The sequence below is a fragment of the Achromobacter sp. RT286_PF genome, from assembly GCF_059760425.1.
Window position 1 is genome coordinate 24,288 of record NZ_JCBAMR010000021.1, and the last position, 14,105, is coordinate 38,392.

General features: G+C 64.1%; 12 protein-coding genes. 8 read left to right on the plus strand and 4 right to left on the minus strand.

The window, feature by feature from the left end; genetic code table 11:
- Positions 1 to 6: 6 nt before the first annotated feature.
- The 7 genes from AC6LJY_RS17085 (at position 7) to AC6LJY_RS17115 (ending at position 4,741) form a co-directional block, all read left to right on the plus strand.
- Positions 7 to 201, plus strand: a complete 195-nt coding sequence (locus AC6LJY_RS17085; RefSeq protein WP_498136406.1) for a hypothetical protein — start codon at positions 7 to 9, stop codon at positions 199 to 201.
- A 16-nt stretch (positions 202 to 217) separates the two neighbouring features.
- Positions 218 to 1,411, plus strand: coding sequence for an amine dehydrogenase large subunit (locus AC6LJY_RS17090; protein WP_498136407.1), 1,194 nt, complete (start codon positions 218 to 220; stop codon positions 1,409 to 1,411).
- A complete protein-coding gene (locus AC6LJY_RS17095) occupies positions 1,408 to 1,959 on the plus strand; it encodes a MauE/DoxX family redox-associated membrane protein (protein WP_498136408.1) in 552 nt (183 codons plus the stop codon). Before AC6LJY_RS17090 ends, AC6LJY_RS17095 begins: the two co-directional genes overlap by 4 nt.
- Positions 1,960 to 1,970: 11 nt before the next feature.
- Positions 1,971 to 2,609 carry a methylamine dehydrogenase accessory protein MauD gene (gene mauD, locus AC6LJY_RS17100; protein ID WP_498136409.1) on the plus strand — a complete coding sequence of 213 codons (639 nt, stop codon included), beginning with the start codon at positions 1,971 to 1,973 and terminating at the stop codon, positions 2,607 to 2,609.
- Positions 2,593 to 3,126 (plus strand): methylamine dehydrogenase light chain, encoded by a 534-nt coding sequence (locus tag AC6LJY_RS17105; RefSeq protein WP_046803719.1) that lies wholly within the window; start codon positions 2,593 to 2,595, stop codon positions 3,124 to 3,126. Before mauD ends, AC6LJY_RS17105 begins: the two co-directional genes overlap by 17 nt.
- A 35-nt stretch (positions 3,127 to 3,161) precedes the next feature.
- The gene (locus tag AC6LJY_RS17110; protein WP_498136410.1) at positions 3,162 to 3,635 is read left to right on the plus strand and encodes a c-type cytochrome; all 474 of its coding nucleotides are present in this window, start codon (positions 3,162 to 3,164) and stop codon (positions 3,633 to 3,635) included.
- 152 nt (positions 3,636 to 3,787) lie between these two features.
- On the plus strand, positions 3,788 to 4,741 hold the full coding sequence (locus AC6LJY_RS17115) for an AraC-like ligand-binding domain-containing protein (protein ID WP_219992029.1): 954 nt from the start codon (positions 3,788 to 3,790) through the stop codon (positions 4,739 to 4,741).
- A gap of 55 nt (positions 4,742 to 4,796) precedes the next feature.
- Here AC6LJY_RS17115 and AC6LJY_RS17120 read toward each other — a convergent pair whose 3' ends face one another.
- Both AC6LJY_RS17120 and glnE read right to left on the minus strand, forming a co-directional pair.
- Complete coding sequence (locus tag AC6LJY_RS17120) at positions 4,797 to 5,471, minus strand: epoxyqueuosine reductase QueH (RefSeq protein ID WP_006218530.1); 675 nt, start codon at positions 5,469 to 5,471, stop codon at positions 4,797 to 4,799.
- 108 nt (positions 5,472 to 5,579) lie between these two features.
- Positions 5,580 to 8,387, minus strand: coding sequence for a bifunctional [glutamate--ammonia ligase]-adenylyl-L-tyrosine phosphorylase/[glutamate--ammonia-ligase] adenylyltransferase (glnE, locus tag AC6LJY_RS17125; RefSeq protein WP_498136411.1), 2,808 nt, complete (start codon positions 8,385 to 8,387; stop codon positions 5,580 to 5,582).
- Between the two features lie 108 nt (positions 8,388 to 8,495).
- Between glnE and AC6LJY_RS17130 the strand changes: the two genes are divergently transcribed.
- Positions 8,496 to 12,233 (plus strand): YhdP family protein, encoded by a 3,738-nt coding sequence (locus AC6LJY_RS17130; protein ID WP_498136412.1) that lies wholly within the window; start codon positions 8,496 to 8,498, stop codon positions 12,231 to 12,233.
- A 110-nt stretch (positions 12,234 to 12,343) separates the two neighbouring features.
- On the opposite strand, the gene rho is transcribed toward AC6LJY_RS17130, so the two are convergent.
- Both rho and trxA read right to left on the minus strand, forming a co-directional pair.
- On the minus strand, positions 12,344 to 13,603 hold the full coding sequence (rho, locus tag AC6LJY_RS17135) for a transcription termination factor Rho (protein ID WP_006218533.1): 1,260 nt from the start codon (positions 13,601 to 13,603) through the stop codon (positions 12,344 to 12,346).
- Between the two features lie 116 nt (positions 13,604 to 13,719).
- Positions 13,720 to 14,046, minus strand: coding sequence for a thioredoxin TrxA (gene trxA, locus AC6LJY_RS17140; protein ID WP_006218534.1), 327 nt, complete (start codon positions 14,044 to 14,046; stop codon positions 13,720 to 13,722).
- Between the last annotated feature and the right edge of the window lie 59 nt (positions 14,047 to 14,105).

The following is a 14,105-nucleotide window of genomic DNA, read 5'->3' on the forward strand; positions in this document are numbered from 1 at the left end:
CGCAGGATGCGGGACGCTTCGCCCGACGAAACCGTGGCGATCGCGCGCAGCCACCCACTGGCGCTTGAGCTTACCCACCAGGCCAACGACGCCAACCAGATTCAAATGCAGTACATCCACGACCTCAAGGTCGAGAACGGGCCTGGGATGCGCGGCGTGCAGCTGCGCTACGTCTACGCCTTCCAGGGAATCGGATCATGACACCAGGAGAATATCGATGATTGCGCTGCAAGCCAGATCACGGGCGTTGCGGGTAGGCCGATGGGCGCTGTGCGCCGCCTTGGTCAGCGCCACGGGCCTAGCCTGGGCCGACCTGCCCATAGAAGAGCTGAAGGGCGGCACCCGCTTGCCCCCGGCCAACGCGCACCGGCTTTACGTCGTGGACGTGGCCTTCAACCATATGGTCGACAGCCGGATCCACGTCTACGACGGTGACACCGGCAAATTCCTCGGCCTGGTGCCCACATCGCTCAACGGCCACATGACGGTATCGGCCAACGGCCAGGACATCTACGTCATGACGTCCTATTACGAGCGGCTCAATCGCGGCAAGCGCACCGACGTCATCGAAGCGTGGGACGCCGAAACGTTGACGCCGAAGTACGAAGTGCCGATTCCGAACAAGCGGGCGCAAGCGCTGAACTATCGCAACTATCTGCGCCAGACCACGGACGGTGAACTGCTGTTGGCGCAGAACGCCACGCCGGCCACGTCAGTCACCGTGGTCGATCTGAAAACGCGTCAGTTCACCGACGAAATCACGGCGACGGCCGGGTGCTGGAGCGTCATCCCGTTGCCGTCCCGCCCGCGCAGCTTCACCACCCTCTGCGGTGATGGCGCGCTGCTGACCATCGACCTGGACGCCGCGGGCAAGCCCGCCGCCCAGCAGCGCAGCAAGCCGATGTTCGACGTGGAAAAAGACCCCATCTTCACGCACACCGAGAACCTGGGCGACACCTTCTACTTCGTGTCTTTCAACGGCAACGTCTACACCGCCGATTTCAGCGGCAAGGATGTGCAATTTGGTGCGCCATGGTCTTTGCTGGACGCCACCGGCAAAGATCGCGGCTGGCGGCCCGGCGGCTACAACCTGCTGGCCGTCAACCGCGCGTTGAAGCGGCTGTACGTGGGCATGCATCCCAACGGAGCGGAAGGCACGCACAAGAATCCTGCTGCCGAGATCTGGGTCTACGACCTGGAATCCCGCAAGCGCATCGCACGCGTGCCGGGCAAGGGCGCCGTGTCGATGTCCGTTTCGCAGGACGACCAGCCCCGCCTGTTCACCATCGACGGCAGCAACGTCAGCGTGTTCGACGCCGCGCCGACGGCGCCGGTTTTCAAGACCACCATTCAGGCTGCGGGTGAAACCGCGGTGCAGGTCGAGCCGCAACCCGTCCGGAGCACGCCATGAATGATCCCGTGCTGTTCTACGGCGCCAGCGCCGCGCTGGCATGCGTGCTGCTGTTGGGCGCGCTTGAAAAGATCAAGGACCTGACGGCGTTCACAGCGGCCGTATCCGGTTACGACCTGCTGCCGGCCCGCCTTGTTGGCGTGTTTGCACGAGGCTACGTGCTTGCCGAGATCGCGGCCGGCGCATTGCTGCTAATCCCGGGGCGCCAGCCGCTTGGCGCCGCGCTGGCCTTGGGCGTGCTGGCCGTGGCGACGCTGGCGCTGGCGATCAACCTGGCGCGCGGGCACCGGGATATCGATTGCGGATGTTCGGGGCCGGTTGCCAAGGCGCCGGGTGCGCCGCATGGCGGCCTGACAGGGTGGCTGGTGCTGCGCAACGGCGCGCTGGCGCTATGGACGCTGCCGGCGCTGGCATCGCTGTCGGGTCATGCGCGCGGCCTGCAATGGGCGGACGCCGCCGCCGTGTTCGGCCTGGCGATGACCGCCGTGGGCCTGTACTTCACCGCCAATCACCTATTGGCCTCGCATCTCAAGCTACGGAACCTTTGAAGGAGTTTCATATGGATGCCTTGATCATTTCCAATTTCCTGTTGTGGGGCGTGGTGCTGTGCCTGGTGCTGGTCATCCTGGCCCTGTCGCGCCAGATCGGCGTGCTGTATGAACGCGTGGCGCCGATGGGGGCGCTGACGATGGACAAGGGCCCCGCCGTGGGCGAGCCCGCGCCGCACTTTGCCTTGCCCGATCTGCTGGGCCGCCGCATCACCATCGGTGAACGCGGCCAACACAGCCAGCTGCTGTTCTTTCTGTCGCCCACCTGCCCGGTGTGCAAGAAGCTGCTGCCCATCCTGAAATCGGTGGCCGCCACGGAAAACGCGTGGTTGCGCATCGTTCTGGCCAGCGATGGCGAGATGCCCGAGCATCTTGCGTTCTACAAGCAGGCTGGCCTGGAAAGATTCCCCTACGTGCTGTCCACCGAACTGGGCATGAAGTTTCAGATCAGCAAGCTGCCTTACGCGGTGCTGCTCGATGAAACCGGCACCCTGCGCGCCAAGGGGCTGATCAACTCCCGCGAGCAACTTGAAAGCCTGTTCACGGCCAAGGAACTTGGCGTGGCGTCGGTACAGGAATTCCTGACCGCTGGCACGCTGGACGAAACCCAGATTTCCCGCAAGGAGAGCCGCAATGCACTGGCTGGATAAATTGGGAGAGCGCGCCACGCGCTCGGTCGCGCACGCCACGTCGCGGCGCAGCGTGTTGAATCGCATCGGCAAGCTGCTGGTCGGCACCGCGTTTCTGGTGCCGGTGCTGCCGGTGGCCCGCTCGGCGCCTGCCGCCGCGAAGAAGCCGCAAACCGACGACACGGCTTGCGACTACTGGCGCTATTGCGCGGTGGACGGGTTTTTATGTTCGTGCTGCGGCGGCAGCATGACATCGTGCCCGCCCGGCACCTCGCCGTCCGCCGTGTCGTGGGTGGGCACCTGCCATAACCCGCTGGACGGCAAGGACTATCTGATCAGCTACAACGACTGCTGCGGCAAGACGGCTTGCGGCAAGTGCATGTGCGCGGCCGCCGAGCGCGAGCGCCCGGGCTATCAGATGTTCCTGCACAACGACGTGAACTGGTGCATGTCGAATGAGTCCTCGATCTTTCACTGCACAACGTCGGTGATCGTGGGCATGGCCAAACCGCAGCCGAAGGCGCCGGCCAAACCATGAGGCAGGGCGGCAACGCGCGCATGCGACGGCGGTGCTTGGCAACAGCCCTCGTCCTGCTCTTGGCGGGGCAGGCGGCGGCCCAGGGCGATACCGCCCCGACCGACCGCCTGCGGCAGGCCGCCAGGGCCGACTACGTCCTGCAATGCGCGGGTTGCCATCGCGGGGATGGTCGCGGCAGCAACCCGCACGGCATTCCCGATTTTCGGCAGTCGGTGGGAGCATTCGTGCACTTGCCCGCCGGACGCGAATATCTGGTTCGGGTGCCGGGCGCCGCGCATTCGCAGCTGAGTCATGCCGAGCTTGCCGACGTGCTGAATTGGGTGCTGACCGAATTCAGCCCAGCCCAGTTGCCGGCGGATTTTGTTCCCTATGACGAAGCGGAAGTGGCCGCGGCCCGGCCGCGCCGTTATGACGATGTGGTGCCCGTTCGGCATGAATTGGCCAAGGCGTTGGCGGCAATAGGCTTCACCTTGTCTGATTATTCTTACGGTAATGACAGAAAGCCCTAGTCCGGACAATTTTTAGGGGTTGTCACCGATACTCGCCCGCCAGGCGTGGTGCTAGAAAGAGGCAGCATCCATCCACCGAACGCTGTAGCTGTGCCACGGGGCTAGCCGATCCAGGCACAAAAGGCACGCCGTTTCCAGACGCCGGAGTCGCCATGTCATCGTCCTTGTTGCGCAGCACGCCCAGCCATTTTCTGGATTGCGCCAGCTGGCAGGAAAGCATCAGCAGCACCTTCGTACCGTTGGAAGTATCGGCGGTATCTTCCGCACGCTTTCGCAATAGCGTGGCGGTGGATTCGCTGGGTTGGATGCACGTTAGCGAATTGCGCAGCAGCGCGCAGCGCGTGCGCCGCAGCAAGCTGCTGGCGGGCCAGTCCGAGCAGGCGGGCTACAAAGTCACGCTGCAACTGTCGGGCCGCAGCGAAATTCGCCAATCCAGTCGCAGCGCCTTGCTGACGCCGGGCGAATGGAGCATCTACGACACGACGCGTCCCTACGAGGTTGACGTTGACGAGGGTGCGCATTTCCTGGTGATGCAGGTGCCGGGCAAGCATGCCGAGACCTGGCAGCCGCACATGCACAACGCGGTGGCGCGCAGCTTCAGCGCACGGCAAGGCTGCGGCCGCATGGCGATGGATCTGCTGCGGGTGGCGCTGAACGAGCACGCCCATCTGTCAGAAAGCGCCGCGCGCGACGCCGCCAACGCGGTGCTGCAAATGATGGGGTTGGATATCAGCGAGCGGACGGGAGGGCAGCTCGAACAAGACCAGATAGGGGTCAAGCAGGCGCAATTGCGGCGCGTGCAGCAGCACATCATGGAAAATCTGCACGATCCAAATCTGTCGCCGGCCTCGACCGCGGCGGTGTTTCGGATGTCGCGCCGCTATCTGTACAACCTGTTTGCGCTGGCATCGACGACGCCGGCCGAGTTCATTCTTGGCACCCGGCTGCAACGCAGCCGCGACGTGCTGCGCGATGCCACGCAGTCGGCGCGGCAGATCGGTGATATCGCGTATCGCTTTGGATTTTCAGATGCGGCGCGCTTCAGTCACGCTTTCCGCAAGCGGTTCGGCGCGTCGCCGTCAGAATATCGGCGGCAAGGGCGTTGACGGGCTGAGCCGACGGTAGAAGGCAGGGGCCGACAGCGCAAGTGTCGGCCGGTATTTACAGCTGCTCTTCGTTGATCAGGTCTTCTTTGCCGTAGAACTTCACGCCGATGTGAATGCGGTCGCGACCTTGCGCGCGGCGATGGCGGTTGGTGTCGCGCAGCGAATACACGCAGCCGCAATATTCCTGCTGATAGAAGTTTTCGCGCTTGCTGATTTCGATCATGCGGGCCGAACCGCCGCCTTTGCGCCAGTTGTAGGTCCAGTAGATCAGATCGTCGTAGCGGGCGGCGGCGCGTTCGCCGCAGCCGTTGATCTGGTTCATGTCTTTCCAGCGCGAAATGCCCAACGAGCTGGTGATGGTGTCAAAGCCGTGCTCGTGCGCGTACAGGGCAGTGCGTTCAAAGCGCATGTCAAAGCAGGCGGTGCAGCGTTCGCCGCGCTCGGGGGCGTCTTCCATGCCCTTGACGCGGTCGAACCAGTTGTCCATGTCGTAGTCGGCGTCGATGAATTCGATGCCGTGCTGCTCGGCAAAGCGGATGTTTTCCTGCTTGCGGATCTCGTACTCTTTTACCGGATGAATGTTCGGGTTATAGAAGTAGATCGCGTAGTCGATGCCGGAAGCCGTCATGGCTTCCATGACCTCGCCAGAACAGGGCGCGCAGCACGAGTGCATCAGCACTTTGCTCCGGCCGGCGGGAAGGTCAAGCTTGGGGCGGACGAGTTCGGACATGGCGTGCAAGGAAAAAAGACGAAAAACGCCTTATTTTACCGCGAGTTGCCGCGCCCGGGCCGGCGCTTGGGCGGTGACCCGGGCCACCACTCGGCCCAAGGTCACGTGTCACCCAAGCTGTGCCCCAAGCTGTGACCCCGGCTGCGGCCCCATCACCGAATCCCACAGCTCGCGCACCGCCGTGCGTTCGTCCACCAGTTGATCCGGCCCCACCCGCGCCTTTTCCACGCCCTGCATGCGCAGCTGATGCTGCACGCGGCGCAAGGTGCGGTAGGCGTCGGCGGCGCGTGCCGCGAGCTCGGGCGCGATCAGCCCGGCTTCGCCCGCCAGGCGCAACAGCGTGATGTTGCCCAGGTTCTTCACAAACACGGGGTGCGTGCCCGCATAGCAAAGCACCAGGTACTGCGTCACGAATTCCACGTCGACCATCCCGCCGCGGTCGTGTTTCAAATCAAACTGCTGGCTGGTGTTGGGATGGCCGGCGTTGATCTTTTCGCGCATGGCCAGCACTTCGTTGCGCAGGGCGGCGGGGTCGCGCGGCTGCACCAGGATCGCCTCGCGGATGGCTTCGAAACGGGCGCCCACGTTGGTATCCCCAGCCGCAAAGCGCGCGCGGGTCAACGCCTGGTGTTCCCAGGCCCAGGCATGCTTGTGCTGGTATTGCTCGAACGCTTCCACGGATACGGCCAGCAGCCCGGCGTCGCCATCGGGCCGCAAGCGCAGGTCCACTTCATACAGCCGGCCCGACGAAGTCATCGTCGACAGCCACGACGTCATACGACGGCCCAGCTTGGCGTAGACCTCGGCGGCGTCCTCGCGCGCATCGTCGAACAGAAACACCAGGTCCAGGTCGGACGCGTAGCCCAGTTCCTTGCCGCCCAGCTTGCCGTACGCGATGACGGCGAATCGGGGCGGCTCGCCTTCCAGCTTGTTCACCAGCGGCCAGGCGCGGCGAATGGTCTCGGTCAGCAGCAGGTCGGCCAGCGCCGACAATTGGTCGGCCAGCTTTTCAACCGTGAGTTCGCCTTCCAGATCCTGCGCCAGCAGCTGGAAGCTGGCCTGGCGCTGTACGTCGCGCATCAGGTTCATCTGACGCTCGATGTCCGGCGAGCCATCGGGCAGGCGGCAAGCATCCAGGTCGGCGGTCAACTGCCGCGCGATCTGCGCGAAGTCCAGCGGTTGGAACAAGGTGCGCCAGTCGATCAGGCTGTCCAGCAACAAGGGGTGCTGCGTCAGATACTGCGCGGCCCACGGGCTGGCCGCCACCATGCGCGCCACGCGCGCCAGGGTGTCGGGGTATTCGGCCAACAGCGCCAGGTAGGCGCTGCGCTGGGCAATTTTCTCGATCAGGTCAAACAGGCGGACAGCGGCGTTCAATGGCGCCGGAGTCTGCCGCGCGGCGCGCAGCGCGGCGGGCAGCAGGGCTTCCATGCGGCGGCGGCTGCTTTCGGGCAGGCTGCGTACGCGATGGCTGCCCAACAGGGTCTCGGTACGCCGCAACAGGTCTTGGGCCTCGTCGCCGAAAGCCTGGCGGATCTGCTCGGCCAATTCGCATTCGTTGTCAGGCTCTTCGGCGTCGTCAGCGGCGTCGCCCGACGTGCCGGTGTCCTCGGCATCGCCCATGCCCACCATGCGGAACACGTTGCGGAACGTTTGCGAGACGAATTTGCGGTGCGCGGCCAGCGTGCTTTCAAAATCGTCATGGCTCATGCCCAGCGCGGCGGCCAGCGCGGCTCGCTGTTCGGCGTCGCCGGGCAACAGATGCGTCTGTTCGTCTTCGCGATACTGCAAGGCGTGTTCGGTGCGGCGCAGGTAGCGATAGGCCTCTTCAAGGCGGCGCGCGTCGTCCTCCGGCACCAGCCCGGCCACGCGCTCGGCGTGCAGCGCTTCCAGAAGGCCGCGTTTTTGCAGGGCGGGCATGCGACCGCCGCGTATCAGTTGGGCCAGTTGCACCACGAATTCGATCTCGCGGATGCCGCCGTCGCCCAGCTTGATATTGTTGGCGCTGTCGATGCCGTTGCGCGCCATGGCGCGACGTTGCCAGTCCTGGCGGATACGTTCGCGCAGCGCGCGCAACGCGGCCAGCGCATCAAAGTCAAAATACTTGCGATAGACGAACGGCACCCGCAGGCTTTCCAGCTGGCGGGCCTGGGCGGCGCTGTCGCTGCCTTCAAACGCCTGGGCGGGCATGAGGCGCGCCTTCAGCCAGGCATAACGCTCCCATTCGCGGCCCTGGCCGATCAAGTAGTGCTCCAGCGCGTCCAGACTCCAGGCCAGCGGGCCGGCGTCGCCGTCGGGTCGCAGGCGCAGGTCCGTGCGAAATACCTGGCCGTTCGCATCCACTTCCGAAATCACCGGCATCATGCGCCGGGTGAGCCTACCGTAGAACTCGTGGTGGCTGATGCGGCGCGGGCCGTCGGTTTCGCCTTCTTCGCCATACAGCATGATCAGGTCGATGTCCGAGGACACGTTCAGCTCGCACCCGCCCAGCTTGCCCATGCCGACGATCAGCATTTCCTGGGGCTTGCCGGTGGCCGGGTCGCGCGGCACACCGTGCACGGCCGCCAAGTCGGTGGCCACACTGCGGTAGGCTTGCGCCACCGCGATGTCCGCCAGCGTGGTCATTGCGCCGACCACTTCTTCCAGATCGGCCTGGCCGGACAAGTCCCGCACGATCAATACGCTGAATACGCGTTCGCGTAATTTGCGCAGCACCATGCGGCAGGTGTCCACGGGCAGGATGTCCCGCGCGCCGGGACCCGCCAGTTCGGCCTGCCATTGCGCCATGCGAGCGGCCGTGACGGGCTGCTGCACGGCCTCTGCAAGCCAGGCGGCCAGGTCGGGATGGGCGTCCAGTCGGCGGCGCAAATGGCCGGACCAGGCAAGGGCGGGGGCAAGCAATGAGGGCGAGGACATGGCGTGGAGGCGGCAGACGAATGGACGCGTTTCAGGTATAAGTGGGGACGATACCGCAAGACATATTCTCCTGCCCACCGATCCGTGTCTGTTTCAAAAAAAGCCCCCGTGCCGCGCACGCGTAGCGTGCTCTGCTGCCTGTTCTGGGCCGCGCTGATCATCTATGGCGTGGTTGCGGTCGGCTTTCTGAGCGTGCGCTATTGGGTATTGCCCCGTGTGGCCGAATGGCGTCCACAGATCGAAGCGTACGCCAGCGAAGCACTGGGTGCGCGCGTCACCATCGGGGACATCAAGGCCGAATGGCAGGGCCTGAACCCCCGGCTGGACCTGACCTCGGTTCAAGTCGTGGACGACAGCGCCACGCCGGTTCTGTCCCTGCCTTCCGTATCCGCTGTGTTGGCGTGGCGCAGCGTGCTGACTTTGTCGCCCCGGCTGGTGCGCTTGCAGGTGCGCAAGCCTGAATTGACCCTGCGCCGCGATCCCGATAACCATCTGTGGGTGGCTGGCCAGAACATCGATCTGAATGCCAGCGATCATCGGTCCGACCTGGACCACCCCGCATTGCGCTGGCTGGTGCGCCAGCGCGAATTGGCCATCAACGACGCGACCATCATCTGGCAAGACGATTTACGCCGCGCGCCCGCGCTGCCGTTGACCGGCGTTGACTTCGTCATGCGCAACGGCAGCCTGTCGCATCGCTTCGTGCTGCGCGCCTCGGCCGGTGATGCGTTGGCGCGCAAGGTCGAACTGCGCGGCGAATTCAATCGCAGCCTGTTCGCGGCCAACTCGGCCAATCCCGCCAACTGGAGCGGCCAGCTTTATACAGAGCTTGATGACGTCGAACCGCAAGCGTGGGCGCCGTGGGTACCGGCCCCCGTCATCTCGGGACGCATCGCCGCCCGTGCGTGGCTGCAACTGGAACGCGGCAAGTTCACTGACCTGACGACCGACGTGGCGGTACGCGGCGTGGACTGGGCGGCCGCCAAGGACGGTACCGCGGTACGCGGCGCATCGGCGCAATTTCGTTTGCAGGGGCTGCTCGGGGATTTTTTCCAGGTGGACGGGGTGCCGTTGGCGCGTAGCCCGGGGGCCGCCGATGTATCGCTGAAGGGCGCGGCGCAGCACCTGCAAGTGACGCTTCCGGGCGTGTTCCAGGAGCCGACCCTGATCGCGCGTGAATTAGCCGTGGATGCGCAGGTGAAAGGGCCGGATGCCAAGAACTGGTTTGTCGATGTGGCCCGATTGCATGTGGTGAACGACGATCTGGACGTGCGCTTGCAGGGCCAGTGGAAGCGCGAAGGCAAGACGGCGGCGGGCAGCGTCGACATGCACGGCACGATGGTGCGTGGCGCCATGTCGGCCATCCATCGTTACCTGCCGCTAGAAGTCAACGCCGACGCCCGCGAATGGCTGGCGGGGGGCTTGCCCGCAGGCGAAATGCGGTCGGCCTCCATCTTGCTCAAGGGCGATCTGGACGATTTCCCATTCGCCGCGCCGAACGCCGTGGGCGAATTCGTCATCGCCGGCGCGTACGCCGGCGCCAAGGTCGATTACGCGCCGCCCGGCCAGCGACGCAAGGGCTGGCCCATGTTGGAGAACCTGTCCGGCAATTTCCGTATCGACAAGGTCAGCCTGACGCTGGATAGCGCCGGGGGCGCCACTGCGAGCACCGGGCCGGGGCAGACGCTGAATATGGGGGCGGTGACAGCCACGATCCCCAACATGGACCAGGGCGCGGAATTGTTGCTCAACGGCGAGACGTACGGTCCGGTGTCGGCCTATCTGGCGATGGCGGCCAATTCCCCGCTTGGCGGGTTGCTGGACGGGGCGCTGGACGAGGCGCGCGGCACCGGCGACTGGCGGGTGCCGCTGAAACTTAAGGTGCCGTTGTTGAACACCGACGACACGCAGGTGCAGGGTCACATCCTGTTCTCGGACAACAGCTTTACCTTCATGCCGGAAATGCCCTTGCTCAAGGAGATGCACGGCGATCTGGAATTCTCTGAAAAAGGGGTGCAGACCAAAGAGCTGCGCGCGCAGTTCCTCGGCGGGCCCGTAAAGATTTTCGGCACTCTGGCGCAGAACTCGGACGCACTTCAGTTTGAAGGGACACTGACGGCGGGCGGATTGACGCAACTGGGCAATATGCCCTCGATGTCGCGCTTTTCGGGCAAGACGGCCTACAAGGGGCGGCTGGGCTACCAGAAGGGCGGGTCGGTCGAGATCTCGATGGAATCGAATCTCTCGGGCATGGCCATCGACATGCCAGCGCCGGTGGGCAAAGCGGCTTCGTCATCGCAATTACTGAAATTGCAGTGGGGCGCGGCCCAGGACCGCGGCACGAAAGACCGCCGCTGGCTGACGGCCAGCCTGGGCGAAAACGTCAACGCGCTGTTCGAGCGTGACCCGGCCGACGCGTCTCCGTCTTACTTTGCCCGCGGCGCGTTGGGCATCGGCCGGCCCGCCAGCCTGCCGGACCGCGGAATGAGCCTGAACGCCAGCCTGCCCGAACTGGACATGGACGGCTGGGAAGCCGTAGTGAACGGCTTCGACACGCCGTCGGGCAAAAGCGGCGGCAAAAAAGCCGCTGCGAAGCCGGTCTTTCCGCCGCCCGAACGCATCAGCCTTGCCACCGGCATGTTGCGCTCCAGCGGCTACACGCTTAATGACCTGACGCTGTATGCCATGCGTCCCGGGCCGTCTCAATGGCGGGTGGACATCCAGTCGCGCCAGGCCACCGGGTCATTGGAATGGCAGGAGGCCTCGGGCGCGATTGCGGGCCAGATCAAGGCGCGGATGAAGCACCTGGCGTTCGGTGGCGAGGGCGACTCCAACGAAGCCGATAAGGCCCTGGCGTCAGGCAACGATTTATCCGATATTCCCGCCATCGACCTGCAAGCCAAGGAGTTCTTTCTATATGGCAAGAACGTGGGCGAGCTTCAGGTGGTGGGCACGAACCTGGAACGCGGGCGCCAGTGGCGGCTGGACAAACTGACGATCACCAACGATGCCGCCAATCTGAACGCCACCGGCACGTGGCGGCTGGAAGGGCCGGATCGCGGCTTGAGCGTGGACGCCAACGCCAACTTCGTGGACCTGGGCAAGTTCATGAACCGCATCGGCTTTGAGAACGTCGTCTCCGCTGGCTCGGGCACGGCGCAGGGCAAGGCAACCTGGCGCAATCTGCCGTGGAAGCACAACGTGGCGGACGTGTCGGGCGAGGTCGATATCAGCCTGGACAAGGGCCGATTCATGCATGTGAACTCTCGTACGGCGCGGCTGTTGGAGCTGTTGTCGCTGCAATCGCTGCAACGGCTGGCGCGGTTGGACATCAACCCGACCAACCTGCTGCGCGACGGATTTCCGTTCGATACCATCCGGGGCCGCGTGAAGATGGCCGATGGGAAAATGTCCACCGAAGGCTATAAGATCAACGGGCCCGTGGCGGCAATTGTCCTGGCGGGCGGCGTCAACATCATCAGCGAACGCTGGGACTTGAAGGCGGTGGTCATCCCCAATCTGGACGCCAGCGGGGCCGCCATGGTGACGGCGCTGGCCGTGAACCCACTGATTGGCCTGGGCGCTTTTGTCACGCAATGGCTGCTGAAGCAGCCGCTGGCGCGCGCGATGACGATGGAGTATTCGGTGACGGGTAATTGGGACGATCCGCAGATCGAGCCCATCGAGGCGTCGGGCAAGTCGGGCGATAAGTCGGGCGATAAGTCAGGCGATAAGTCAGGCGATAAGCCGGCAGACAAGCCGGCAGACAAGCCGGCAGACAAGCAGACGCCGCGTCCATTCACGGCCCCCGCGCGTGGCGCCATGCCGGAATTCATTGAGCATTAGAGCCGGGCCAGGTAAGCAGGCCCATAAAAAAACCGCCTGTATGCAATGCAGGCGGTTTTTCTTTGACGCGAAGCGTCGGCTCACCGAACGTCGGCTTACCGAACGTGGGCTTACTTCTTCTTCATCATGTCGAAGAATTCGGCGTTGGTCTTGGTGGCGCGCATCTTGTCCAGGATGAACTCCATGGATTGCACTTCGTCCATGTCGTGGATGAACTTGCGCAGCACCCACACCTTTTGCAGCAGGTCGGGGGCAATCAGCAGTTCTTCGCGGCGCGTGCCCGACTTGTTCAGGTTGATGGACGGGTAGACGCGCTTTTCAGCCAGACGACGTTCAAGGTGGACTTCGGAGTTACCCGTGCCCTTGAATTCTTCGTAGATGACTTCGTCCATGCGGCTGCCGGTTTCGATCAGCGCCGTACCCAGGATGGTCAGCGAACCGCCTTCTTCCAGGTTACGGGCCGCGCCGAAGAAGCGCTTGGGGCGTTGCAGGGCGTTGGCGTCCACACCGCCGGTCAGCACCTTGCCGGAGGCCGGCACAACGGTGTTGTAGGCGCGGGCCAGACGGGTGATCGAGTCCAGCAGGATCACGACGTCTTTCTTCATTTCGACCAGGCGCTTGGCCTTTTCGATGACCATTTCAGCCACTTGCACGTGGCGCGTGGCGGGTTCGTCGAAGGTCGACGCCACCACTTCGCCGCGCACCGTGCGCTGCATTTCGGTCACTTCTTCCGGGCGCTCGTCCACCAGCAGGACGATCATGACGGCGTCGGGGTAGTTGGTGGTGATGGCATGCGCGATGTGCTGCATCATCACCGTCTTGCCCGACTTGGGGCTGGCGACGATCAAACCGCGCTGGCCCATGCCGATCGGGGCGAACACATCCAGGATGCGGCCCGTCAGGTTTTCTTCGCTCTTGATGTCCCGTTCCAGGCGCATCGTGCGGTTCGGGTGCAGCGGCGTCAGGTTCTCGAACATGATGCGATGCTTGATCGCTTCGGGCGCCACGCCGTTGACCTTGTCCACCTTGACCAGCGCAAAGTAGCGTTCGCCGTCTTTCGGCGTGCGCACTTCACCTTCGATGGAATCGCCGGTGTGCAGGTTGAAACGGCGGATCTGCGAGGGCGAGATGTAGATGTCGTCCGTGCTGGCCAGATACGAGGTCTCGGGCGAGCGCAGGAAACCGAAGCCGTCAGGCAGGACTTCCAGAACGCCGTCGCCGAAGATCTGCTCGCCTTGCTTGGCGCGCCGTTTCATGATGGCGAACATCAATTCCTGCTTGCGCAGGCGGTTGGCGTTCTCGATTTCCAGGCCAGCGGCCATTTCGAGCAGCTGCGAAACGTGCAGCGCCTTCAGTTCGTTGAGGTGCATCGCGGTGAATGTGGGGGAAAAGTAAAGGAGGGTTCTGGCGGCGCGCCACGGACGGGCTCGCGCGGTATTGAATGAGCGCCGCCTCCAGGGCGGCGCCTTCGTTCACAGCACGCGGTTTACAACGCGCCGTCCAGGAATGCGGTGAGTTGCGACTTCGACAGCGCGCCAACTTTGGTGGCGGCGGCTTGGCCGTCTTTAAAGAGCATAAGGGTGGGGATGCCACGGATGCCGTACTTGGTGGCGGTGCCCTGGTTTTCGTCCACGTTCAGCTTCGCGATCGTCAGGCGACCTGCGTACTCGGTGGCGACTTCTTCCAGGATCGGGGCAATCATCTTGCACGGGCCACACCAGGCAGCCCAGTAGTCCACCAGCACCGGCTGGCCGGATTTCAACACATCGGCATCGAAGCTTGCGTCACTGACGTTCTTGATTTGGTCGCTCATGATGGTGATTCTCGGTTCGGCAGCAAAAGGCGCGTAAAAAGGGACGCGCCTTGCCGTTG

Bases quoted from the DNA above. Each gene is read 5' to 3' on its own strand.
- trxA (WP_006218534.1), bottom strand. From the start codon at position 14,046: ATGAGCGACCAAATCAAGAACGTCAGTGACGCAAGCTTCGATGCCGAT.
- AC6LJY_RS17115 (WP_219992029.1), top strand. From the start codon at position 3,788: ATGTCATCGTCCTTGTTGCGCAGCACGCCCAGCCATTTTCTGGATTGC.
- AC6LJY_RS17090 (WP_498136407.1), top strand. From the start codon at position 218: ATGATTGCGCTGCAAGCCAGATCACGGGCGTTGCGGGTAGGCCGATGG.
- rho (WP_006218533.1), bottom strand. From the start codon at position 13,603: ATGCACCTCAACGAACTGAAGGCGCTGCACGTTTCGCAGCTGCTCGAA.
- glnE (WP_498136411.1), bottom strand. From the start codon at position 8,387: ATGTCCTCGCCCTCATTGCTTGCCCCCGCCCTTGCCTGGTCCGGCCAT.
- AC6LJY_RS17085 (WP_498136406.1), top strand. From the start codon at position 7: ATGCGGGACGCTTCGCCCGACGAAACCGTGGCGATCGCGCGCAGCCAC.
- AC6LJY_RS17095 (WP_498136408.1), top strand. From the start codon at position 1,408: ATGAATGATCCCGTGCTGTTCTACGGCGCCAGCGCCGCGCTGGCATGC.
- AC6LJY_RS17120 (WP_006218530.1), bottom strand. From the start codon at position 5,471: ATGTCCGAACTCGTCCGCCCCAAGCTTGACCTTCCCGCCGGCCGGAGC.
- AC6LJY_RS17105 (WP_046803719.1), top strand. From the start codon at position 2,593: ATGCACTGGCTGGATAAATTGGGAGAGCGCGCCACGCGCTCGGTCGCG.
- mauD (WP_498136409.1), top strand. From the start codon at position 1,971: ATGGATGCCTTGATCATTTCCAATTTCCTGTTGTGGGGCGTGGTGCTG.